Here is a 21274-nt window from a genome sequence, read left to right on the forward strand (position 1 = left end):
TGCCCCGTGCAAGGCGGCTGAACCTGTATTTTTTATGTACCTGCGCGCTGCTTGAAGGCAATATCTGCTGCATTAGTTGGACTTTTCGAGGATTTCCATGCCTGGCCAGATTCCGGTGTTCAAACTCTACGGCGAGGAGCGGGCATGGCCGACGCCGGACCTGATCCATTGCGAATCGATCGCCGAGCGCAGCCGCCTGCACGGCTGGGAAATCCGCGCCCATCTGCACAGCGATCTGCTGCAGGTGCTGTATATCCAGAGCGGCCACGCCGAGGTGGAGATCGACGGCCAACGGCGGGTGCTCGAGCGCTCGGCGGTGCAACTGGTGCCGGCGCTGTGCGTGCACGCCTTTCGCTTTTCCGAGGATATCCAGGGCCATGTGCTGACCCTGGCGCAGCCGCTGGTCGAGCACCTCGGTGCGGCGCTGGAGCAGCAGCCGTTGAGCCGCGCCGCCTGCTATCCGGCCGACGATCATCGCGGGCGCCTGGACGTATTGTTCGAGACCCTGGCGCGCGAGTACGGCCGGCACGAGCCGGGGCGCGAGCTGATGCTGCAGTCGCTGATCAGCGCGCTGCTGGTTTGGCTGGCGCGCCAGGCGCTGGCCGACGAGCGGGCCCAGGCGCAGCTCAGCGATCGCGGTCGTACTCATCTGCGGCGCTTCCAGGCGCTGGTCGAGCAGCACTACCGCGAGCATCGCCCGCTGGACTGGTACGCCTCGCAACTGGGGCTGAGCGTGGCGCACCTCAACAGCCTGTGCCGGCGCCTGGCCGGGCAGTCGGGCTTGCAGCTGCTCCACCAGCGCCTGCTGCTCGAGGCCAAGCGCAACCTGGTCTACACCTCGATGACCATCGCCCAGGTCGCCGACAGCCTCGGCTTCTCCGAGGCGGCTTATTTCTCCCGCGCCTTCAGGCGCTGGACGGGTATCTCGCCCAAGGACTTTCGCAGCCAGCGTTGAACGGCGCTGGACGCGGTGTCTCGTCACGACTGCAGTGGCTGGCCGGCGGGATGTATCATCGAGCGCAGATCTTCGCGGCATAAGCCGCTCCCTGCGGAGCGCGCCGCCGACGAGGTACCGTTCCACCGGGGCGCCGGCAGCCGGCGCGCCCCGCCATCAGCGAGTGACGACAGCATGATCGAGGTAACCGAAGTTTCCATTGCCGAACTGCGCGCCGCGCTGGAGTCCGGCCGCACCACGGCGGTCGAGCTGGTGCAGGCCTACCTGGCGCGCATCGATGCCTACGATGGCCCGAACACCGCCACCCGGCTCAATGCCGTGGTGGTGCGCAATCCCGATGCCCTCAAGGAAGCTGAGGCTTCCGACGCCCGCCGCGCCCGTGGCGAGACCCTCGGCCCGCTCGACGGCATTCCCTACACGGCCAAGGACAGCTACCTGGTCAAGGGCCTCACCGCCGCCTCCGGCAGCCCGGCGTTCAAGGACCTGGTGGCGCAGCGCGACGCCTTCACCGTCGAGCGCCTGCGCGCCGCCGGCGCCATCTGCCTGGGCAAGACCAATATGCCGCCGATGGCCAATGGTGGCATGCAGCGCGGTGTCTACGGCCGTGCCGAGAGCCCGTACAACGCCGCCTACCTGACCGCGCCGTTCGCCTCCGGCTCGTCCAACGGCGCCGGCACCGCCACCGCCGCCAGTTTCGCCGCCTTCGGCCTGGCCGAGGAGACCTGGTCCAGCGGCCGCGGCCCGGCCTCGAACAACGGCCTGTGCGCCTATACGCCGTCGCGCGGAGTGATCTCGGTGCGCGGCAACTGGCCGCTGACCCCGACCATGGACGTGGTGGTGCCCTATGCGCGGAGCATGGCCGACCTGCTCGAGGTGCTCGATGTGGTGGTGGCCGACGATGCCGACACCCGCGGCGACCTCTGGCGTCTGCAGCCCTGGGTGCCGATCCCCAAGGCCTCCGCGGTGCGCCCTGTGTCCTACCTGGAGCTGGCCGCGAAGGCCGACGCCCTCAAGGGCAAGCGCCTCGGCGTGCCGCGCATGTTTATCAACAAAGACGAAGCCGCTGGCACCAGCGAAAGGCCCGGCATCGGCGGCCCGACCGGCCAGCGCATCCACACCCGCGCCTCGGTGATCGCCCTGTGGGAAGCCGCACGCCAGGCACTGGAAGCGGCGGGCGCCGAGGTGGTGGAAGTGGACTTCCCGCTGGTGTCCAACTGCGAGGGCGACCGCCCGGGCGCGCCGACCGTGTTCAACCGCGGCATCGTCACCCCGGAGTTTCTCCATGACGAGCTGTGGGAGCTGTCGGGCTGGGCTTTCGACGACTTCCTGCGTGCCAACGGCGATCCCAGGCTGAACAGGCTGGCGGACGTCGACGGCCCGCAGATCTTCCCCCACGACCCCGGCACGCTGCCGAACCGCGAGGGCGACCTGGCCGCCGGCATGGACGAGTACGTCAACATGGCCAAGCGCGGCCTGAAGAACTGGGACCAGATCGCGACCCTGCCCGATGGCCTGCGTGGCCTGGAGCAGACCCGCAAGCTGGATCTGGAGGACTGGATGGACGGGCTCGGCCTGGACGCCGTGCTGTTCCCCACCGTGGCCGACGTGGGCCCGGCCGACGCCGATGTGAATCCCGCCTCCGCGGACATCGCCTGGAGCAACGGCGTGTGGGTGGCCAACGGCAATCTGGCGATCCGTCACCTGGGCGTGCCGACCGTCACCGTGCCGATGGGCGTGATGGCGGATATCGGCATGCCGGTGGGCCTGACCTTCGCCGGCCGCGCCTACGACGACTCCAGCCTGCTGCGCCTGGCCTCGGCTTATGAGTCCACCGGCAGCAAGCGCCTGGTGCCGCCGCGCACGCCGCCGCTGGGATGAACCGGCGCCGGGGCCGGCACCGGCATTGCCCCTGCCGGAGCATTCAAGGCCTGATCTGCGCTACTCGCGGCGCGCCTTGCTGATGCGGCGGATGATGGTGGCGAGGATCAGCGCCACCAGCGGCGCGGCGTAGAGACTCGCCTCGCGCGGCGAGAGCTCCAGCCCCATGCTGCGCGCGCCCTCGTAGAGCAGCTTGAACAGGCTCAGCAGGTAGTAGCTGATGGCGATGATCGACAGCCCCTCGACCGCCTTCTGGATCTTGATCTGGGTGCTGGCGCGTTCTTCGAGGCTGTGCAGGATGGCGCCGTTCTGCTCCTCGACCTCGACCTGCACGCGGGTCTGCAGCAGCTCGCCGAGGTTGGCCACGCTCTCGTTGACCCGCTCCAGGCGCTGCTGGGTGGCCGAGCAGTAGCGCACCGTCGGGCGGAAGCGCCGTTCGATGAACACGCCCAGGCGCTGGTGTCCCTGCACGTGGCTCTCGCGCAGCTCGGCGATGCGCTCGAAGACGATCTGCGCATAGGCCTCGGTGGCGCTGAAGCGCTGGCGGGTCCGGGCGGCCTGGCGGACGATGCGCGCCGAGAGGTCGGAGATGCTCTTCAGCAACTGGCGGGCGTCGCTGCTGGAGTGGGCGTTCTGGTCGGACAGCTCGGTCAGCTCGCGCTCGTAGTCCTTCAGCACCCGGGCCAGGTCCTTGGCCACCGGCAGGGTGAGCGAGGCCATCATGCGGTAGGTCTCGATCTCCAGCAGGCGGCGGACCATGCGCCCCAGGCGGTAGGCGTTGAGGTTGTGGTTGACCAGCAGGATGCGGTTGACCCCGTCGGTGCTCAGGCGAAAGTCGCTCCAGATCACCGCGTCACCGGCGCCGACCTGCGAGCCGCTGGGGTCCTTGAAACCGTAGCGGGCGGTGCTGCCTTCCCATTCCTCGGCCGATTCCACCAGCATCTGCGAGCACTCGATCAACAGGTCCTCGTGCCCCTCGATCAGCGCGGCGAGGCTCTCCGGCAGCGGCGGCCAGAACTCCGCATGGGCGCGCTTGGGCACCACCATGGTGATGGTCAGGAATTCCGTGTGCCGCTCCCACTTGGTCGAACAACCGTCCAGGCTGATCAGCCCCTGCAGGGCTGCGGGGCTGCGCTGGTCGAGCGCCTCGACGAGCCGGTCCAGCGCCTCGCCGTGCTCGAGCAGCGTCAGGTGATAGACGTGGGCCGGCTCGTTGAAATAGATCGAGGGGCGCGCATGCAGTTCGTCGTGCAGCTCGCTGCGCAGGGGATGCATCGTCTGGCTGGTTTTCACTGAACTTGGACCCGGGACAGGTTGGAGGAGTCGCTGGAGGCCGATGCCCCGGGCGGTGGCGCCGGGCGTCGGCGGTGCGTGCGGCGCGCCCGGCGCAGGCCGGCCGCCGCTATCTGGACGGACGCTGGATCATCGCGCGACGGCACACCGCTGGCGCCTCCGGGTGTCGGCGGCGCATCGGCGCTCGCGGCGAGCCGAGGGCAGGGCGGCTGGGTCGCAGGCGCATGAGCGCCCGCGTCAGTCGCCCTGGTCGCCGCGCCAGGCCGCGACGACCCGATCGCGCAATGCGCCTCGATCCTGCAGGCGGTCGACCGCCTGCTCGGCCAGCTCGATCCAGTAGCGATCGGCCTCGGCCTGGGCCACCGCCAGGCGCGTCGCCAGGTTCGCCCAGGCCGGCGGCAGGCGAGGCGGGTGTGCGGCGAAGCCGCCGTCGCGGTCGCGCGCCAGGTAGCGCACGCGGCGGATGCCGGCGAGCAGGATGCGGCCATGGCACATCAGGCAGGGCTCGAGGCTGACATAGAGGGTCAGACCGCCGCGATCGAGCTGCGCATGCTCGGCCTCCAGGCGATCGAGCAGCTGCATCTCGGCGTGCGCGGCGCTGTCGTAGCGCCCGGCGAACACCTGGTTGCGGGCGCTGCACAGCAGCTCCCCGGCCGCGTCGACCAGCAGCGCGCCGACGGCGTAACAGCCTTCCTCCAGCGCCAGCAGCGCTTGCTCGCAGCACAGCCTGGCCCAGGTGTCGTCGGCGCGGCGGCGCGCTGGCGCCTGTTGCAGCAGGGCGAGGTGCTCGGGCTTCATCGCGGCCCTCCTTGGTGGGTCGAGAGACAGTATGGCTTCTCGCGCCGCCGGCGCCGCCCTACGACCATGGTGCAATAGGCGCATGGGGCGAGGACGGCGAAACTGCACCCGTCCCGATCCTGCGTGGTCTGGGTGCAAGCGTTTCCACATTCCGCTCGCGGAATGTCTTGAATGGGCGGGCGACCTGATGGTCGCCCTTTTTTTTGCCTGGCAGCCCTGGCGGCCACCCGGCGGGCCGTCGCGGAGCGTGGTCAGAAATCGCTCCCGGCGATTCTTTGCCTGCGGGCCAATCCAGCTGCTCGGGTGGCGGCGCCGAGGATGCCGGGGCCGTCGTCCGCCAAGGCGGGTAGCCCGTCATTGCACTTCGTCGGCCGGTCGCCAGGCTGGGGCAGGGCTGCCCCGGCTCGCGCCCGAGCCGTTCCAGCTGGCTCTGCGGCGCGGGTTCGCAGCCACCTCTGCAGCTCCCGGAGCCGTGCTCGAGACCATGGTCTAACAGCGGTAAGACCATGGTCGAATGGCCACACGAAGGGTCGGGGGATACAAAAGGCAGCATAAAAAAACAACTCGCCATCGAGGTATATCCATGAGTGCTGCGTCTATTTATCCCGTGAGTCCGGAAGCGGCCGCCAGGACCCTGACCGATGAGGCCACCTACAAGGCCATGTACCAACAGTCGGTGGTCAACCCGGAGGGTTTCTGGCGCGAACAGGGCAAGCGCATCGACTGGATCAAGCCCTACACCAAGGTCAAGCAGACCTCCTTCGACGACCACCATGTCGACATCAAGTGGTATGCCGATGGCACCCTGAACGTCTCCTACAACTGCCTGGACCGCCACCTGGAAGAGCGCGGCGAGCAGATCGCGATCATCTGGGAAGGCGACGATCCGTCCGAGCATCGCGAGATCACCTATCGCGAGCTGCACGAACAGGTGTGCAAGTTCGCCAATGCCCTGCGCGGCCAGGACGTGCATCGCGGCGACGTGGTGACTATCTACATGCCGATGATCCCCGAAGCCGTGGTGGCCATGCTGGCCTGTGCGCGCATCGGCGCGATCCACTCGGTGGTGTTCGGCGGCTTCTCTCCCGAGGCGCTGGCCGGACGCATCATCGACTGCCAGTCGAAGGTGGTGATCACCGCCGACGAAGGCGTGCGCGCTGGCAAGAAGGTGCCGCTGAAGAGCAACGTCGACGATGCGCTGACCAATCCGGAAACCCACAGCGTGCAGAAGGTCATCGTGGTTCAGCGCACCGGGGCCGAGATCAAGTGGAACCAGCATCGCGACATCTGGTACGAGGACCTGATGAAGGTCGCCGGCAGCGTCTGCGCACCGAAGGAGATGGGCGCCGAGGAAGCGCTGTTCATCCTCTACACCTCCGGCAGCACCGGCAAGCCCAAGGGCGTGCTGCACACCACCGGCGGTTACCTGGTGTATGCCTCGCTGACTCACGAGCGGGTGTTCGACTACCGTCCGGGCGAGGTGTTCTGGTGCACCGCCGACATCGGCTGGGTCACCGGCCACAGCTACCTGGTCTACGGGCCGCTGGCCAACGGCGCCACCACCCTGATGTTCGAAGGCGTGCCGAACTACCCGGACGTCACCCGCGTGGCCAAGATCGTCGACAAGCACAAGGTCAACATCCTCTACACCGCACCGACCGCCATCCGCGCCATGATGGCCGAGGGCAAGGCCGCGGTCGAAGGCGCCGATGGCTCCAGCCTGCGTCTGCTCGGTTCGGTCGGTGAGCCGATCAACCCGGAAGCCTGGCAGTGGTACTACGAGAACGTCGGCCAGAGTCGTTGCCCGATCGTCGACACCTGGTGGCAGACCGAGACCGGCGCCTGCCTGATGACCCCGCTGCCGGGCGCCCACGCGATGAAGCCGGGCTCCGCCGCGCGGCCGTTCTTCGGCGTGCAGCCGGCGCTGGTGGACAACCTCGGCAACATCATCGAAGGGCCGGCCGAAGGCAACCTGGTGATCATCGATTCCTGGCCGGGCCAGGCGCGCACCCTGTTCGGCGACCACGACCGCTTCGTCGACACCTACTTCAAGACCTTCAAGGGCATGTACTTCACCGGCGACGGCGCACGCCGCGATGAGGACGGCTACTGGTGGATCACCGGCCGCGTCGATGACGTGCTTAACGTCTCCGGGCACCGCATGGGTACCGCCGAGGTGGAAAGTGCCATGGTCGCCCATCCGAAAGTGGCCGAGGCCGCGGTGGTCGGTGTGCCGCACGACATCAAGGGCCAGGGCATCTACGTCTACGTCACCCTCAACGCCGGCGAGGAGGCCAGCGAACAACTGCGCCAGGAACTGCGTAACTGGGTGCGCAAGGAAATCGGCCCGATCGCCACGCCGGACGTGATCCAGTGGGCGCCGGGCCTGCCGAAGACTCGCTCGGGCAAGATCATGCGCCGTATCCTGCGCAAGATCGCCACCGCCGAATACGATTCCCTCGGCGACATCTCCACGCTGGCCGATCCTGGCGTGGTGCAGCACCTCATCGACACGCATCGGCAGATGCAAGCCGCCTGCGCCTGACCGGCAACGGTAAACGCGAAGCCCCGCCCGGCCACAAGCCCGGCGGGGCTTTTTGCTTGGGCGACGCCTGCCGCCAGCCGGCGTGCCTGGTGTTTTCCCCGCGCCGCGGCTTGCGCCTCCGGGACTAAGCTGACACCGTTTCGCCCTGACCGGCACGCCAGATGGGCCAGCCGGCAAGTGCGGCAGCTATACCGTTGTCATCGTCCTACCAGGATCTGCCTATGAATGATTCCAGCCAAAGCATCTTCCCCCAGCCATTTCGCTCGGTCGGCTGTGCCGAGTGCCGCAACCCCGAGGCGCTTGGGTTCGATTTCACCATGGCCTTCCAGTTGATTGTCGATGTCGAGCAGCGCCGGCCCTTCGCCTACGAGGCGCTGGTGCGTGGCTGCAACGGCGAATCGGCCGGGGAAATCCTCGGGCGGGTCAACGACAGCAATCGCTATCGTTTCGACCAGGCGTGCCGAGTCAAGGCCATCGAGCAGGCCGCCGCTCTCGGTTTGCACGAGATTCCCGACTGCCTGCTGAGCATCAACTTCCTGCCCAACGCGGTATACCGCCCGGAGACCTGCATCCGCGCCACCCTCGAGGCGGCCGAGCGCTTCGACTTTCCCCGCGAGCGGCTGATGTTCGAGGTGACGGAGGGCGAGCAGATCCACGATACCGCGCACCTCAAGCGGATCTTCGCCGAGTACGGGCGGCAGGGTTTCACCACGGCCATCGACGATTTTGGCGCCGGCTACTCCGGGCTCAATCTGCTGGCCGAATTTCAGCCGCACGTGCTCAAGCTGGATATGGCGCTGACCCGGGGCATCGATCAGGACCCGGTGCGCCAGGCGATAGTCGCCGGCATCGTGCTGGTCGCCCAGCGCCTGGGCATTCGCATCATCGCCGAAGGCATCGAGAGCGCGGGCGAACGCGATGCGCTGGTCGAGCTGGGGATCCGCTACATGCAGGGCTACCTGTTTTCTCGCCCCCAGCTCGGCGAGCTCAGCCGGTACTGAGCACCCCCGGTCGGTCGCAGCGCTGCAAGGCGTCTTCTCGTGGCGTGGCTCAGAGTCCCGAGCTTCGTCTGGGCGGGGCCCGCCATCCCCACGAGCGCCACTGGCAGCCCAATAAAGCCTTATTGGCCAGTTGCCATGATTGAACGGATGGTCAATTATCTCGGCACTGTGCGCCATATCGGTGCGCAGACTTGAGACAGCATGGAACGCCAGTAGCCGCGCCCACAGGTGACGGACACGCGAAGGATCGCCCGGGGTATCCCGTCGATACGCGCCTCTGTAATCGGTGGTCAGGGACGGCGTCTCGCTGCAGGAGAGCCCCGATGTCCATTCAGCGCCTGTTTTCCCTGATCTTCAGCGCGATCATCCTCTGCACCGCCCTGCTTTGTCTGCTGGTGGTGCTGCTGGTACAGAACCAGCAGCGGCTCGGCGACAGCCAGGAGAGCCGCTACCAGTCCTACCTGCTGGCCGACGAGCTGCGCCAGAGCTCCGATGACCTGACGCGCATGGCCCGCACGCTGGCGGTCACCGGCGATCCGCTCTACGAGAAGCTGTACTGGCAGGTGATCGCCATCCGCAACGGCGAACGCCCGCGGCCGCAGGAGGCCCAGCGACCGCATCTGGACTTTTTGGTCGCCGGGCAGGATCCCGGCCACGCCGACGGGACGGCCGTGGCGCTGCTGGAGCTGATGCGCCGCCAGGGGTTCAGCGAGGCCGAGCTGGCCAAGCTGGCCGAGGCCCAGGCCAACTCCGATGCCCTGGTGCAGATCGAGACCCAGGCGATGAATGCCGCGCTGGGCCTGTATCGCGACGCCCAGGGCCAGTACAGCGTGCGCGGCGAGCCGGACCTGGCGCTGGCCGGCCAGCTGATGCACAGCCCCGACTACCACCGCGAGAAGGCCAAGATCATGCGCCCGGTGGACGACTTCTTCGTGTTGCTGGACCGGCGTACCGGCGGCGAGGTGGATGAGCTCCACGCCATCGGCCAGCGCTACATGGTCGCCGTCAGCCTGACGGTCCTGCTACTGATCCTGATCGCCGTGCTGGGCATCTTCGCCATCCGTCGCCGGGTCAGCGGCGCCCTGCTGCGCCTGTCGGCCGAAGCCAGCCGGGTGGCCGACGGCGACCTCGTCACCCAGCTCGATGCGCGCAGCTCCGGCGAGTTCGGTGTGCTGTCGCAGTCGTTCGGGCAGATGGTCGGCAAGCTGCGCGAGATCGTCAGCAACGTGGTGCATTCGAGCAATCAGCTCAGCGTCTCCGCGGCGCAGCTGACCAGCACCACCGGCGCGACCCTGGACAATATCAAGCAGCAGGAGCTGCATACCGTGGAGGTGGCCACCGCCATCACCGAGATGGCGGCGACCGTGCAGGAGGTGGCGCGCAGCTCGGCGCAGACCGCCGAAGCGGCGCAGCAGGCCGACCAGGCCGCCGGCAACGGCCGTCAGGTGGTGGGGCAGATGGTGCAGACCATTCAGTCGCTGTCCGGCGAGATCGGCGAGGCCGCCGAGGTGGTGCAGGCGCTGGCCGGCAACACCGCCAACATTGGCGGCATCCTCGACGTGATCCGCGCCATCGCCGACCAGACCAACCTGCTGGCGCTCAACGCCGCCATCGAGGCGGCGCGGGCCGGCGAGCAGGGCCGCGGCTTCGCCGTGGTGGCCGACGAGGTGCGCAGCCTGGCCAAGCGCACCCAGGATTCCACACGGGAGATCCAGGGCATGATCGAACGGCTGCAGGAGGGCGCACAGCAGGCGGTGGCGGTGATGAGCCAGAGCCGCAGCCAGGCCGAGACGGGCGCGCGCCAGGCCGACGAGGCCGGCCTGGCGCTGGAGAGCATCACCCACGCCAACCGGGTGATCAGCGAGATGGCGGTGCAGATCGCCAGTGCCGCCGAGGAACAGGCGGCGGTGGCCCATGACATCAGCCAACGCATCGAACGCATCCGCGACCTGGCCAGCAGCAACGCCGAGGGCTCCGACGAGGTCAGCGCGGCCAGCCACAGCCTGGCGCAACTGGCCGAGCACCTGCAGGGTCAGGTGCGTCACTTCAATCTGGGACGCTAGGGTGCGCGACACGAATGATCTGTCGCTTGCCTTGATCGGTGGGAGGGGCATTAGCCGCGAGCGAACTTGAAGGCGTTAAAAGCATCGCGGCTAAAGCGGAACGCCGCCCAGCTCCTCCCACAGGCGTTCATGGTTGGCGCATCCTACGCGGCCGACGGTGGTGCGCGGCCGCGGGGCTCAGAGCGCGCCGAACACCTTCTTGGCCAGGCTGGTGGCGGCGCCGGCCGGGTTCTGGCGGATGCTCGCCTCCTGCTGGCCGATCATCTCGAACAGGCCGTTGAGCGCCTGTTCGGTGACGTAGCCTTCCGCGCTGCTGTGCTTGCCATCGACCACGCCGAAGGCCGCGGCCTGGCTGGCGAAGGCGTTGTACTGCTGGGCCAGGCCGACTTGGTCGGTGGCCTGCTTGACGATGGGCAGGAACCTGGCGCGGATCTGCTCGCGGCTGCTCTGGTCCAGGTACCGGGTGGCAGCGTCCTGCGGGCCGGCGAGGATGGCCTTGGCATCGCTCAGGGTCATCTTCTTCACCGCCTCGATCAACAGCGCCTGGGCCTGCGGCACCGCGGCCTCGGCGGCCTGGTTCATGCTCGCCTCGAGCTGCTCCACCTGGGCGCCCATGCCCATCATCTTCATGGTCTTGGCGGCCTTGCCGAGCTTGCCCGGCAGTTCGATGCGCACGTCCGGGTTGTCGCTGAAGCCGCCGGGGGCGCCGAGCTGCTTGACCGCGACCTGGGTGCCCTGGATCAGGGCGTCCTTGAGACCGGCGCTGGCGTCCTGCTGGGTCAGGTCGGCGAGCGACAGGGCGAAGGCGCTGGCCGAGAGCAGCAGGCCGGTGGCGAGAGTGGTGAGGCGAAGCATGCTGGGCGTCCTTGTGCGGGGAGGGAATAGGCGCAGCTTAACGGTGCGTGCCGGGCCGCTCAACGCGGCGCGGCCGCCGGTCATCGCCGGCGGCATCCGCCCGGTGGGCAAGCGGGGCGACGACTCGCTATGATCGCAGGCCATGACCTCCCTGCCGCCGCTTCGTCATCCCTGCCCGCCGGGCGCCTGCGACTGCCAGCGCGAACTGCTGGAAGCGCCTGGCGCCGACACGCGGATCCTGCTGCTCACCCGCCAGGAGGAGCAGCGTCTGCTCGAGCGCCTGGAGCGGATCGACAGCCTGGCCGACCTCGAGCGCCTGCAGCAGCGCCTGTTCGAGCAACTGGGCATCCGCATGCATATCGCCCCGGGGCATGGCGAGGTGCGCAGCATGCGTGGCATCGCCATCCGCCTGGAGCCGCAGATCGGCCTGTGCCGCAAGACTCGTCAGGCGATTCCGGCTGCGATCCGCCGCGCTCTGGAGCGGCGTCCGGAAATCGCCTGGCGCCTGCTCGACGCCCACGATCTGTTCCGCGACTGCTGACACCGGCGCCACCCGTCCCGCACTCGCCGCCGGCAGTGAACTCATGCGGCCTCCTCGGGTCTGTCTCCTGTCGGTCCGCCGGGGAAGTGCGTACGGCCGCTTGCCGTCTGGACGCCGACCCCCGTCGTCGCCCGCTTCCCCGTCGCGCTCCAGCCCGCGTCTTTGCGCGCGACCGACCTGTCGTCGTACCCGGTCGTCGGGTGCTGTTCCCATCGCCACGTGAAGATCGCCCCATGTCCCCAACACGTCATCGCCGTACCACCTCTGCTCCTTTCCAGCCCCTTGCCCTGGCGGCCTGCCTGCTCGGCGGCCTGCTGCCGGGCGTCTCGGCCCAGGCCGAGGAAGCCCGCTGGGTCAGCGACAGCCTGAACACCTACGTACGCAGCGGGCCCACCGACGGCTACCGCATCGTCGGCTCCCTGACGTCCGGGCAGAAGGTGCAGTTGCTGCGCACCCAGGGCGACTACAGCCAGGTGCGCGCGGAGAATGGCAATGCCGTGTGGATTCCCAGCCGCGACCTGCAGGAGGTGCCCGGCCAGGCCGAGCGCCTGCCGCAGCTGGAACAGCGGGTGGCCGAGCTCTCCGCCGAGCTCGAGGGCATCGACGAGACCTGGAAGACCCGTGTGCAGGGCATGCAGGAAACCCTGGACGCCCGCAAGAAGTTGATCGCCGAGCTGCAGACCGCGCGCGGCGCGCTGGACGCCGAGCTGACCACCACCCGCGCGCAGTTGCGCGAGGCCCAGGCGCAACTGGGCGAGGAACAGCAGCAGGTGCTGATGCGCTACATGGTCTACGGCGGCGGCATCGCCGGCGCCGGCCTGCTGCTGGGCCTGATCCTGCCGACCATGCTGCGGGTGCGGCGCAAGCGCAACGACCAGTGGATCTGAGCCGGGCCTCAGCTTCGCGCGATCAGCTGACGGGCGATGCCCTGTCGCAGCGGTAGCAGGCCCTGCGCCAGGCGCAGGCCGGCGCCGCGCAGCAGGCGCACGGGCAGGCGGTCGTCGGTGTAAAGCTCCACCAGCAGGTTGGTGGCTTGGTACAGCGGCCAGGTGGCCAGGCGCTGCTGGCGTTCATAGCGGGCCAGCAGCCCGGCGGCGCCGATATCCCGACCCCTGCCGCGGGCGGCGAGCACCAGCTCGCTCAGCCGCTGCACGCTGCCCAGGCCGAAGTTGAAGCCGTGGGCGGTGACCGGATGCATGCCCACGGCGGCGTCGCCGATCAGCGCGCAGCGGCTGCCGACCATGCGCCGCGCGTAGGCGCCGACCAGCGGATAGGCGTGGCGGCTGCTGACCAGCCGCATGGCGCCGAGGCGGCGCTCGAAGCGCCGTTCCATCTCCCGGGCGAAGGCCGTCTCGTCGAGCCCCTGCAGGCGTTCGATCTGCCGTGGCGGCAGGGTCAGCACCACCGACGACTGCCGACCGTTCAGCGGCAGCAGGGCGAGCGTCTGGCCGTAGCCGAACCATTCCCAGGCCACCTGCTGGTGGTCGCGCTCGTGCTCCATGCGGCACACCAGCATGGTCTTGCCGAAGTCCTTGAGCTGCGCGCCGATGCCGAGCTGGCGGCGGGTTTCCGAGAAGCGGCTGTCGGCGGCGACCAGCAGGCGAGCTTGCAGGCGCTCACCGTTTTGCAGCTCGAGTTCGACGCCGTCGTCGCGCTGGCGGATGGCGCTCAGCGCCGAATCGCAGCGCAGCGCCACATCGGCGCATTCGCCCACGGCCTGCCAGGCGGCGCGACGGATGGCCTGGTTGGCGACCAGGTGGCCGAGGCGCTCGGCGCCGGCCTGTTCGGCGCGAATCTGCAGGGCGAACAGCGAGGGGCCGTTGAACACCTGGGCGTCGCGCAGCACGGCGATGTCCTCGGCCGGCAGGCGCGCCCACAGGCCGAGGCGTTCGAGCTGCGCCTGCGAGGCGTGGGTGAGGGCGATCTCGCGGCCGTCGAAGGCCGGCTCGGCCAGCGCCGGCTCGGCCTGGCGCTCCAGCACGGCGATGGACAGGCCGTGCCCGGCCAGGGCGCGGGCCAGGCACAGGCCCGCCGGGCCCGCGCCGATGATGACGACGTCGAAGGTCATGCTGCTGTTCTCCGTATGGACTCAGGCGATTGCCCGCAGGGCGGGGAGCGAGTCTAGGGGCGGGCGCGCTGGCAAACATTGTCCCGGGTCATGGCTGAGGGCATAACCGCGGCCGGGGCGGAATCCCGCCATCGCCACCGCGCGCATTGCGCCACTTTGGCGAGAACTCGCCAACTCGGTGCGCCTGTCGTGCGCGGCAAGGCCCGCACCTCGGCTGAATCCTTTCAGCCGGCACGCATATTGCTCCAGCGGGCGACGTGTCCGGGACCGGCCCGCCAAGAGGCCGCAGCACCCGCCGCCCCCTCCGCATCGTCGCGGTCATCGCCCGCCGCGCGGTCCCCCCGGCCGCCCGGTGAAACCTTGCGCGCACGGCCCGCCGTGTGCCACGCCTCATCTGCAACTGGACTGTCCCATGAAGAAAATCCTCCTGACGCTGCTGTGCCTCGGCATGGTCGCTTGTTCCAAACCCCAGGAGCCCGAATCAAGCGTCGACGTGCTGCTGATCGGCGCCGGCGTGATGAGCGCCACCCTCGGCACCTACCTCAACGAGCTGGAGCCGGACTGGAGCATCGAGATCTACGAGCGCCTCGACCGCGTCGCCGGCGAGAGCTCCAACGCCTGGAACAACGCCGGCACCGGCCACTCGGCGTTCTGCGAGCTGAACTACACCCCCGAGAGCGCGGACGGCGGCATCGACATCGGCAAAGCGGTGGCGATCAACGAGGCCTTCGAGATCTCCAAGCAGTTCTGGGCCCACCAGGTCGATCGCGAGGTGCTGAACCGGCCGCACAGCTTCATCAACAACACCCCGCACATGAGCTTCGTCTGGGGCGAGGACAACATCGAATTCCTGCGCAAGCGCCATGCCGCGCTCGAGCACAGCAACCTGTTCCGCGGCATGGAGTTCAGCGAGGACCCGGCGCAGATCGCCCAGTGGGCGCCGCTGGTCATGCAGGGCCGCGACCAGGCGCAGCCGGTGGCCGCCACCCGCATGGCGATCGGCACCGACGTCAACTTCGGCGAGATCACCCGCCAGCTGGTCGATTCGCTGATCGGCAAGGACCAGGCTCGCCTGCACCTGGAGCACGAGGTGCGCGACCTGCAGCGCAACGAGGACGGCAGCTGGAGCGTGACCGTGGCCGACCTGGCCCGGGGCGGCGCCGAGCGCCGCGTCAGGGCGCGCTTCGTGTTCATCGGCGCCGGTGGCGGCGCGCTCGAACTGCTGCAGCGATCCGGCATCGACGAGGCCAAGGGCTACGCCGGCTTCCCGGTCGGCGGCCAGTTCCTGATGACGCGCAACCCCGAGATCGTCGCCCGGCACCAGGCCAAGGTGTACGGCAAGGCCTCGGTCGGCTCGCCGCCGATGTCGGTGCCGCACCTGGACACCCGGGTGATCGGCGACGAGACCGTGCTGCTGTTCGGCCCCTTCGCCACCTTCTCCACCAAGTTCCTTAAACATGGCTCGCTGCTCGACCTGTTCGGCAGCATGACCAGCGACAACTTCCTGCCGCTGGCCAATGCCGGCATGGACAACATCCCGCTGAGCACCTACCTGATCGGCCAGCTGATGCTCAGCCAGGAAGACCGCATGGATTCGCTGCGCGAGTATTTGCCCGAGGCGCGGGATGCCGACTGGGAGCTGATCCAGGCCGGCCAGCGCGTGCAGATCATCAAGCAGGACGCCGAGAAGGGCGGCGTACTGCAGTTCGGCACCGAAGTGGTGACTTCCGCCGACGGCAGCCTCGGCGCGCTGCTCGGCGCCTCGCCGGGTGCTTCGACTGCCGCGCCGATCATGCTGCAGCTGATCGAGAAGGCCTTCGCCGACAAGGTCGCCAGCCCCGCGTGGCAGGCGCGCCTGAAGCAGATCATCCCCTCCTACGGGCAGCAGCTGAACGACGACCTGGCGCTGACCAACCACGTGCGCCAGTGGAGCAGCGAGCGCCTCGGGCTGCAGCACATCGAAGTGGCGCCTGACGTGCAACTGGCCGCAGAGCCCGAGCCGGCTGCGGTGAGCCTGTAGGGCCTTTCACGCGGTAAGAACGAACCCGCCCTGCGTTTCCGCGCACGGCGGGTTTTTATGTGTAGCCCGGATGAAATCCGGGGCGGATGAGATGAATCTGTCGCGGCGCACCCTGCGGCTCGTCGCCATTGCGACCCGGCGGGTAGGGTGGATCACGCTTCACCGATCCACCGCTCTGGTGGATGTAAAAGGCGACATCCACCCTACGACGACAATCAGGGCGCTGCCGGCTCGTCCTCGTTGCGATCGAGCGCCACCTGGCGGATCGACAGGCGAATCTCCGCCGGCAGCACGCGCTTGGCGGCGCCTTCGGCCAGCTCGCCGAGCAGCGGGTGGTGGCTGAGCTTGCCGGCTTCGTCCTGGCGCAGCACGCCCTGGTCCAGCAGGCTTTGGATGAAGTGGCGGAACAGGCTCTTGTCGAAGAACTCCGGCGCATTCAGCCCATGCAGGATCGACAGGCGCTGGGCCATCACCGTGCACAGGTCTTCCAGCTCCTCGGCGCTGATCGCGTTCTGCCCGGCGTTGAGCAACAGAGCGATGGCCATGTAGAAACGCTGCAGGGTCTGCGCCACCGAGCGCGACAGCAGGGTCAGCAGCACGAACTGGCGCGAGCTGGGCGCCGGGCGCAGGTACACGTCGCCCTCGATCTTGAGCAGGCCCTGCTCGACGAAGGCCGCCAGCCACTGGTCGATCACGCCTTCCAGCTCGTCCTGCTCCCAGCGGATAAACAGCTCTGCCTGCAGGTAGGGATACAGCGCGCCGGTGAAGCGCAGGATCTGCTCGCGGCTGATCCGCGCGCTGCTCTGGAAGAAGCTCGCCAGCAGCGCCGGCAGGGCGAAGATATGCAGCACGTTGTTGCGGTAGTAGGTCATCAGGACGGCGTTCTGCTCGTCCAGATAGAGGATCTTGCCGAGGGCGTCCTTCTGCTCGGCCAGCAGCTGCATGCCCTTGACGTGCTCGATCAGCGCCGCGCCGTCGCCGTCCGGCAAGGTGGTGTGCGGCGAGTAGGGCACCGCGCGCAGCAGCGCCAGGTAGAGGTCGAGCACCCGAGCCAGGGCGCGGTCGTCCAGCGCCAGCCTGCTGGTCGACAGCAGCGCCAGCGCCACCAGGTTGACCGGGTTGATCGCCGCCGCCTCGTTGAGGTGACGCGCCACCCGCTCGCCGAGGCGATTGGTCGCCTCGTTGAGCCAGCTCGGGCGGAACTGCGGCGCCAGCTCCTGGCTGCGCCAGTCCGGCTGCTGCTGGTCGAGGAATTCGGCCAGCTTGATCGGCTCGCCGAAGTTCACCGAGACCTGGCCGAAGCGCTGCTTGAGCGCGCCGAGCACCTTGAACAGGTCGAAGATCGACTCCTTCTTCTTGCTCGCGCCGCGCAGCTCGCCCAGGTAGGTGCGCCCCTCCAGTACCCGCTCGTAGCCGATGTACACCGGCACGAAAACGATGGGCAGGCGATGCGAGCGCAGGAAGCTGCGCAGGGTGATGGCCAGCATGCCGGTCTTCGGCCGCAGCATGCGCCCGGTGCGCGAGCGGCCGCCCTCGATGAAGTATTCGACCGGGAAGCCCTTGCTGAACAGGGTGTGCAGGTATTCGTTGAACACCGCGGTGTACAGCGGGTTGCCCTTGAAGGTGCGGCGCATGAAGAAGGCGCCGCCGCGGCGCAGCAGGCCGCCGATCACCGGCATGTTGAGGTTGATCCCGGCGGCGATGTGCGGTGGCGTCAGGCCGTTGGTGAACAGCAGGTAGGACAGCAGCAGGTAGTCGATATGGCTGCGGTGGCAGGGCACGTAGATCACCTCGTGGCCCTGGGCGATGTCGCGCACGCCCTCGATGTTGTGCACTTTGACGCCGTCGTAGATCTTGTTCCAGAACCAGGAAAGCACCAGTTCGAGGAAGCGGATCACCGTGTAGGTGTAGTCCGAGGCGATCTCGTTGCCGTAGCGCAGCGCCTGGGCTTCGGCCTTCTCCAGGCTGATCTTCTCGCGCTCGGCTTCCTCGGCAATCGCCTGGCGCACCAGCGGGTCGTGCACCAGGCCCTTGACCAGGTTGCGCCGGTGCGACACGTCCGGGCCGATCACCGCGGCCTTCTGGTTGCGAAAATGCACGCGCAGGATGCGATGGACCATGCGCAGGGTGCGCTCCTGGCCCTTGTCCTGCTCGACCAGCTCGCGCAGGTGAATCGGGGTGGAGAACTGCACGCGGGTCTTGCGCCCCAGGATCAGGATGCTCACCAGCCGGCGCAGGCGCCCGGTCACCGCCCAGCTGTCGGCGAACAGCAGCTTCCAGGCGCTGGTCTCGCGATCCGGCGACTGCCCCCAGAACACGCTGACCGGCACGATCTGCGCATCGTCCACCGCGTGGCGGGAGAGGGCGGCGACCACCCGGTCCAGGGTCGGCGAGATGCCGCGCTTGTCCTGGCGGCCGAACCAGTCCGGCTCCGGCGTCAGGTAGAAGAAGGCCGCCGGCTCGACATGTTCCCCGACCGCCACCGGCAACACCGGGCGCGGCAGGCCGGCCTTGCTGCACTCGCGGTCGACCACCGCCAGGTCGCTCACCGAGGGCTGCTGCAGCACGTAGAACACCGGCTTGCTGCGGTCGAGCCTGAGGGTGAAGGCGGACTGGTTGATGGTTTCCGAGCGTACCCAGAGGTACAGCAGGCGGCGCAGCGCCCCGAAGGCGAGGCGGCGGAAGGGGGAACGGGTCATACGGACTCTGCTTGCATGGCAAAACGAGCGATTGCTCGGGAAGGGCGCTAGTGTGCCGCAAGGCCGGGCGACGGGCAAAATTCTCGCCCGGCGCGGCCACGCATCCGCAGGGGGGATCGCGCTTCACCGATGCACCGCTTTGGTGGATGTAAAAGGCGACATCCACCCTACGGCCTCTGCGCCATGCGCAGCGGGATCGCCTCGGTTGCGGCGGCGCGCGCGGCGCACTCTACCAGGCGCAAGCGCCGCGACTCGCTAGCGTGAGCGATATTCGCGCCGCCCACCCACGTCCACGCACCATTGTGGTGAGCAGTTGCTGCCTCACGGCCGCGCCCATGCTGGCCGGATGCCGCGCCAAGGCGCGACGGGCACGCTGGCATCTTTTCTGCAACGAGCCCGCTACCAGCGGAACACAAGCGCAGGACTCGCTCCTGCAAGGCAACGGCGCCTGAACCCACTGCGGCTTTCTCCGCGGGGCTTCGGGCGTTTTTTTTGAGCTGTCGGGCCACTGCGCCGGGCAACTCGCAACAGGTAGCCGGGTTCCAGCCGTATCCGCGGCGACCGGTGGAGAAACGGACTGATGAAGTGGCTTAGCTACCCCGCGCTGCTGTTGCTGCGCGAACTGGGCGTCGTCGGCATGCTGCGCGCCCTGCTCGGCGTCGCCCTGGCCAGCGGCGCCCTGGCGCTGTGGATGCCGGCGAGCCCCGTCGCGCTGGCCTGGACCCTGCTGGCCTACCTGGCGCTTTGCAGCCTGTGGCTGCTGTGGCACGAGCTGCTGCAGCTGCAGGGCTACTGCGACGACTGCGCCCGGCAGGCCGGCCAGGAGCCTGCGGGCGCGCCCGACTGGCCGTTGCTCCAACCGCTCGGCCGCAGCCTGCAGCAGTGGCTGCAGCGTGAGCGCCGCCAGCAACAGCTGCTGCAACAGCGTCTGGACGAAATCTCCCACTCCTCGCAGGAACTCGAGCAGAGCGCCGTGCTGGTGACGCGCAACGCCGAGAGCCAGAGTGACGCGGCGAGCCTGGCGGCGGCCGCCGTCGAGCAACTGAACGTGAGCATCGTCCAGGTCGCGGCGCTGGCCGACGAATCGCGCCGCAGCAGCCTGGTGGCCAGCGAGCAATTGACCGACGGCATCGGCCGGCTTACCGAACTGGTGCAGCAGGTCGCGGAGATGACCCGCCAGGCCCAGGCCACCGACCAGCTGATCCTGCAGCTCAGCAGCAACTCGCACACCATCAACGAGATGTCCGGCACCATCCGCGGCATCGCCGAGCAGACCAACCTGCTGGCGCTGAACGCGGCGATCGAGGCCGCCCGCGCCGGCGAGAGCGGCCGCGGCTTCGCCGTGGTGGCCGACGAGGTGCGCCGCCTGGCCCAGCACAGCCAGGAATCGGCGGCGGAGATCAGCCGCAATATCGACTCGGTGCGGCAGCACATCCAGGGCGCCACCGTGCAGGTCGCCGGCCTCAGCGAGCTGGCGCAACGCAGCGCGCGCAGCTCCGAGGCGGTGTGCAGCCTGCTCGACCGGGTCCAGCAGTGCACCCGGCAACTGACCGAGCAGGTCGACCAGGTCGCCGTCAGCACCGAGCAACAGGGCAAGGCCGTGGCGGAGATCGCCGAGCTGGCCGACCGCGTCCGCCAGGGCAACGCCGACAACCTCAAGGCGGCCGACCAGGCCCGCACCATCGCCCATCATCTGGCGCATCTGACGGGGTAACGACCATGGATGGATTGCACGGACTGGCGCTCGCCGCCGCCGCCCTGGCCGCACTGGCGCTGGCCTTCTACGGCCTGCATCGGCGCCTGCTGCGGCAGAAGCGGGCGCACATTCGCTCGAACGTCCGCCAGCTGGCCCTGCTGCGCGCGCTGATCGCCGGCTTGCAGCGCCATCGCGGCCTGAGCAACGGCGTGCTCTGCGGCGATGCCGGCATGAGCCAGGAGCTGGCCGCCACGCGGCACACGCTGGACCAGCAGATCCGCGCCGCCGGGGAGTTCGGCGGCAGCCATCGCGACGCCTGGGCCAGCCTGATCGACCACTGGTCGCGCCTGCGCGAGGGGCGCGGTGGCGATGCGGCCAACAACCTGGCGCAGCATCACCTGATCATCCGCAACGCCATCTTCCTGATGGAGGACGTCGCCAGCGAAGTCGACCTCAGCGAGGGCCGCGCCAGCCTCGGCTACCTGCCCTGCATCTGGCGCGAGGTGGTGCAGGCGGCGGAATGGGCCGGCCAAGCTCGCGCGCTGGGCACCGGCATCGCCGCCGCCGGCAGCAGCAGCGCCGAGCAGCGGGTACGGCTGCGCTTTCTCTACCAGAAGATCGAGCAGCTGGCCGGCGCCGCCTTCGCCACCCTGCAGCCGCAGCGCGAGCTGTTCCGCCTGGCCCAGCGCCAGCGGGTGATCGAGGACTTCCTGCTCTGCATCGAGCAGGAGCTGCTCGGCCAGGAGCAGCCGGCCATCGCCGCCCGGACCTACTTCCAGCACGCCACCCGGGCCATCGACGAACTGCTGGCCCTGGTCGACACGGCGTTGCAGCAGCTGCAGCCACAGCGCTAGGGAGAACT

General features: G+C 68.7%; 15 protein-coding genes and 1 pseudogene. 11 read left to right on the forward strand and 5 right to left on the reverse strand.

Annotated features, from left to right (window positions below; translation table 11 throughout):
- Positions 1–91: 91 nt before the first annotated feature.
- Together ACUTAF_RS03630 and ACUTAF_RS03635 are read left to right on the forward strand one after the other, a co-directional pair.
- Positions 92–955: a helix-turn-helix domain-containing protein gene (locus tag ACUTAF_RS03630; RefSeq protein ID WP_445582395.1), complete on the forward strand. Its 864-nt coding sequence runs from the start codon at positions 92–94 to the stop codon at positions 953–955.
- A gap of 174 nt (positions 956–1129) precedes the next feature.
- Positions 1130–2833 carry an amidase gene (locus tag ACUTAF_RS03635; RefSeq protein WP_445578693.1) on the forward strand — a complete coding sequence of 568 codons (1704 nt, stop codon included), beginning with the start codon at positions 1130–1132 and terminating at the stop codon, positions 2831–2833.
- Between the two features lie 60 nt (positions 2834–2893).
- Here the strand turns inward: ACUTAF_RS03635 and ACUTAF_RS03640 are convergent, their stop codons facing one another.
- The gene (locus ACUTAF_RS03640) at positions 2894–4108 is read right to left on the reverse strand and encodes a DUF3422 domain-containing protein (RefSeq protein WP_445578694.1); all 1215 of its coding nucleotides are present in this window, start codon (positions 4106–4108) and stop codon (positions 2894–2896) included.
- 255 nt (positions 4109–4363) lie between these two features.
- A complete protein-coding gene (locus ACUTAF_RS03645; RefSeq protein WP_445578695.1) occupies positions 4364–4924 on the reverse strand; it encodes a nucleoside deaminase in 561 nt (186 codons plus the stop codon).
- Positions 4925–5507: 583 nt separating this feature from the next.
- On the opposite strand from ACUTAF_RS03645, the gene acs reads away from it, so the two are divergent.
- From acs to ACUTAF_RS03665, 4 genes and pseudogenes are all read left to right on the forward strand, one after another.
- Positions 5508–7469, forward strand: coding sequence for an acetate--CoA ligase (gene acs, locus ACUTAF_RS03650; protein ID WP_445578696.1), 1962 nt, complete (start codon positions 5508–5510; stop codon positions 7467–7469).
- A 221-nt stretch (positions 7470–7690) separates the two neighbouring features.
- The gene (locus tag ACUTAF_RS03655) at positions 7691–8470 is read left to right on the forward strand and encodes an EAL domain-containing protein (protein WP_445578697.1); all 780 of its coding nucleotides are present in this window, start codon (positions 7691–7693) and stop codon (positions 8468–8470) included.
- 995 nt (positions 8471–9465) lie between these two features.
- Positions 9466–9672, forward strand: a pseudogene (locus ACUTAF_RS03660) (HAMP domain-containing protein); the annotation flags it as partial.
- Entirely contained in the window at positions 9664–10533 is an 870-nt protein-coding gene (locus ACUTAF_RS03665; protein ID WP_445582396.1) for a methyl-accepting chemotaxis protein, read from the forward strand. The pseudogene ACUTAF_RS03660 and the gene ACUTAF_RS03665, both read left to right, overlap by 9 nt.
- Before the next feature lie 177 nt (positions 10534–10710).
- On the opposite strand, the gene ACUTAF_RS03670 is transcribed toward ACUTAF_RS03665, so the two are convergent.
- Positions 10711–11388 (reverse strand): DUF4197 domain-containing protein, encoded by a 678-nt coding sequence (locus ACUTAF_RS03670; RefSeq protein ID WP_445578698.1) that lies wholly within the window; start codon positions 11386–11388, stop codon positions 10711–10713.
- A gap of 142 nt (positions 11389–11530) precedes the next feature.
- On the opposite strand from ACUTAF_RS03670, the gene ACUTAF_RS03675 reads away from it, so the two are divergent.
- Positions 11531–11929 (forward strand): hypothetical protein, encoded by a 399-nt coding sequence (locus ACUTAF_RS03675; protein ID WP_445578699.1) that lies wholly within the window; start codon positions 11531–11533, stop codon positions 11927–11929.
- A 233-nt stretch (positions 11930–12162) separates the two neighbouring features.
- Positions 12163–12816 (forward strand): TIGR04211 family SH3 domain-containing protein, encoded by a 654-nt coding sequence (locus ACUTAF_RS03680; protein ID WP_445578700.1) that lies wholly within the window; start codon positions 12163–12165, stop codon positions 12814–12816.
- Between the two features lie 8 nt (positions 12817–12824).
- Here ACUTAF_RS03680 and ubiM read toward each other — a convergent pair whose 3' ends face one another.
- Positions 12825–13997 carry a 5-demethoxyubiquinol-8 5-hydroxylase UbiM gene (ubiM, locus tag ACUTAF_RS03685; RefSeq protein ID WP_445578701.1) on the reverse strand — a complete coding sequence of 391 codons (1173 nt, stop codon included), beginning with the start codon at positions 13995–13997 and terminating at the stop codon, positions 12825–12827.
- A 412-nt stretch (positions 13998–14409) separates the two neighbouring features.
- On the opposite strand from ubiM, the gene ACUTAF_RS03690 reads away from it, so the two are divergent.
- The gene (locus ACUTAF_RS03690) at positions 14410–16017 is read left to right on the forward strand and encodes a malate:quinone oxidoreductase (protein ID WP_445578702.1); all 1608 of its coding nucleotides are present in this window, start codon (positions 14410–14412) and stop codon (positions 16015–16017) included.
- A 215-nt stretch (positions 16018–16232) separates the two neighbouring features.
- Here ACUTAF_RS03690 and plsB read toward each other — a convergent pair whose 3' ends face one another.
- Complete coding sequence (plsB, locus tag ACUTAF_RS03695; protein ID WP_445578703.1) at positions 16233–18716, reverse strand: glycerol-3-phosphate 1-O-acyltransferase PlsB; 2484 nt, start codon at positions 18714–18716, stop codon at positions 16233–16235.
- A 1168-nt stretch (positions 18717–19884) separates the two neighbouring features.
- On the opposite strand from plsB, the gene ACUTAF_RS03700 reads away from it, so the two are divergent.
- Together ACUTAF_RS03700 and ACUTAF_RS03705 are read left to right on the forward strand one after the other, a co-directional pair.
- Positions 19885–20430 (forward strand): methyl-accepting chemotaxis protein, encoded by a 546-nt coding sequence (locus ACUTAF_RS03700; protein WP_445582397.1) that lies wholly within the window; start codon positions 19885–19887, stop codon positions 20428–20430.
- Positions 20431–20435: 5 nt separating this feature from the next.
- Positions 20436–21266 (forward strand): nitrate- and nitrite sensing domain-containing protein, encoded by an 831-nt coding sequence (locus ACUTAF_RS03705; RefSeq protein WP_445578704.1) that lies wholly within the window; start codon positions 20436–20438, stop codon positions 21264–21266.
- The last annotated feature ends 8 nt before the right edge of the window (positions 21267–21274 follow it).

The sequence above is a fragment of the Pseudomonas sp. SP16.1 genome (genome assembly GCF_052682975.1).

What these genes read in the sequence shown, in the direction of transcription:
- ACUTAF_RS03635 (WP_445578693.1), top strand. Translation starts at nt 1,130, where the DNA reads ATGATCGAGGTAACCGAAGTTTCCATTGCCGAACTGCGCGCCGCGCTG.
- ACUTAF_RS03640 (WP_445578694.1), bottom strand. Translation starts at nt 4,108, where the DNA reads ATGCATCCCCTGCGCAGCGAGCTGCACGACGAACTGCATGCGCGCCCC.
- ACUTAF_RS03645 (WP_445578695.1), bottom strand. Translation starts at nt 4,924, where the DNA reads ATGAAGCCCGAGCACCTCGCCCTGCTGCAACAGGCGCCAGCGCGCCGC.
- acs (WP_445578696.1), top strand. Translation starts at nt 5,508, where the DNA reads ATGAGTGCTGCGTCTATTTATCCCGTGAGTCCGGAAGCGGCCGCCAGG.
- ACUTAF_RS03655 (WP_445578697.1), top strand. Translation starts at nt 7,691, where the DNA reads ATGAATGATTCCAGCCAAAGCATCTTCCCCCAGCCATTTCGCTCGGTC.
- ACUTAF_RS03665 (WP_445582396.1), top strand. Translation starts at nt 9,664, where the DNA reads ATGGTCGGCAAGCTGCGCGAGATCGTCAGCAACGTGGTGCATTCGAGC.
- ACUTAF_RS03670 (WP_445578698.1), bottom strand. Translation starts at nt 11,388, where the DNA reads ATGCTTCGCCTCACCACTCTCGCCACCGGCCTGCTGCTCTCGGCCAGC.
- ACUTAF_RS03675 (WP_445578699.1), top strand. Translation starts at nt 11,531, where the DNA reads ATGACCTCCCTGCCGCCGCTTCGTCATCCCTGCCCGCCGGGCGCCTGC.
- ACUTAF_RS03680 (WP_445578700.1), top strand. Translation starts at nt 12,163, where the DNA reads ATGTCCCCAACACGTCATCGCCGTACCACCTCTGCTCCTTTCCAGCCC.
- ubiM (WP_445578701.1), bottom strand. Translation starts at nt 13,997, where the DNA reads ATGACCTTCGACGTCGTCATCATCGGCGCGGGCCCGGCGGGCCTGTGC.
- ACUTAF_RS03690 (WP_445578702.1), top strand. Translation starts at nt 14,410, where the DNA reads ATGAAGAAAATCCTCCTGACGCTGCTGTGCCTCGGCATGGTCGCTTGT.
- plsB (WP_445578703.1), bottom strand. Translation starts at nt 18,716, where the DNA reads ATGACCCGTTCCCCCTTCCGCCGCCTCGCCTTCGGGGCGCTGCGCCGC.
- ACUTAF_RS03700 (WP_445582397.1), top strand. Translation starts at nt 19,885, where the DNA reads ATGACCCGCCAGGCCCAGGCCACCGACCAGCTGATCCTGCAGCTCAGC.
- ACUTAF_RS03705 (WP_445578704.1), top strand. Translation starts at nt 20,436, where the DNA reads ATGGATGGATTGCACGGACTGGCGCTCGCCGCCGCCGCCCTGGCCGCA.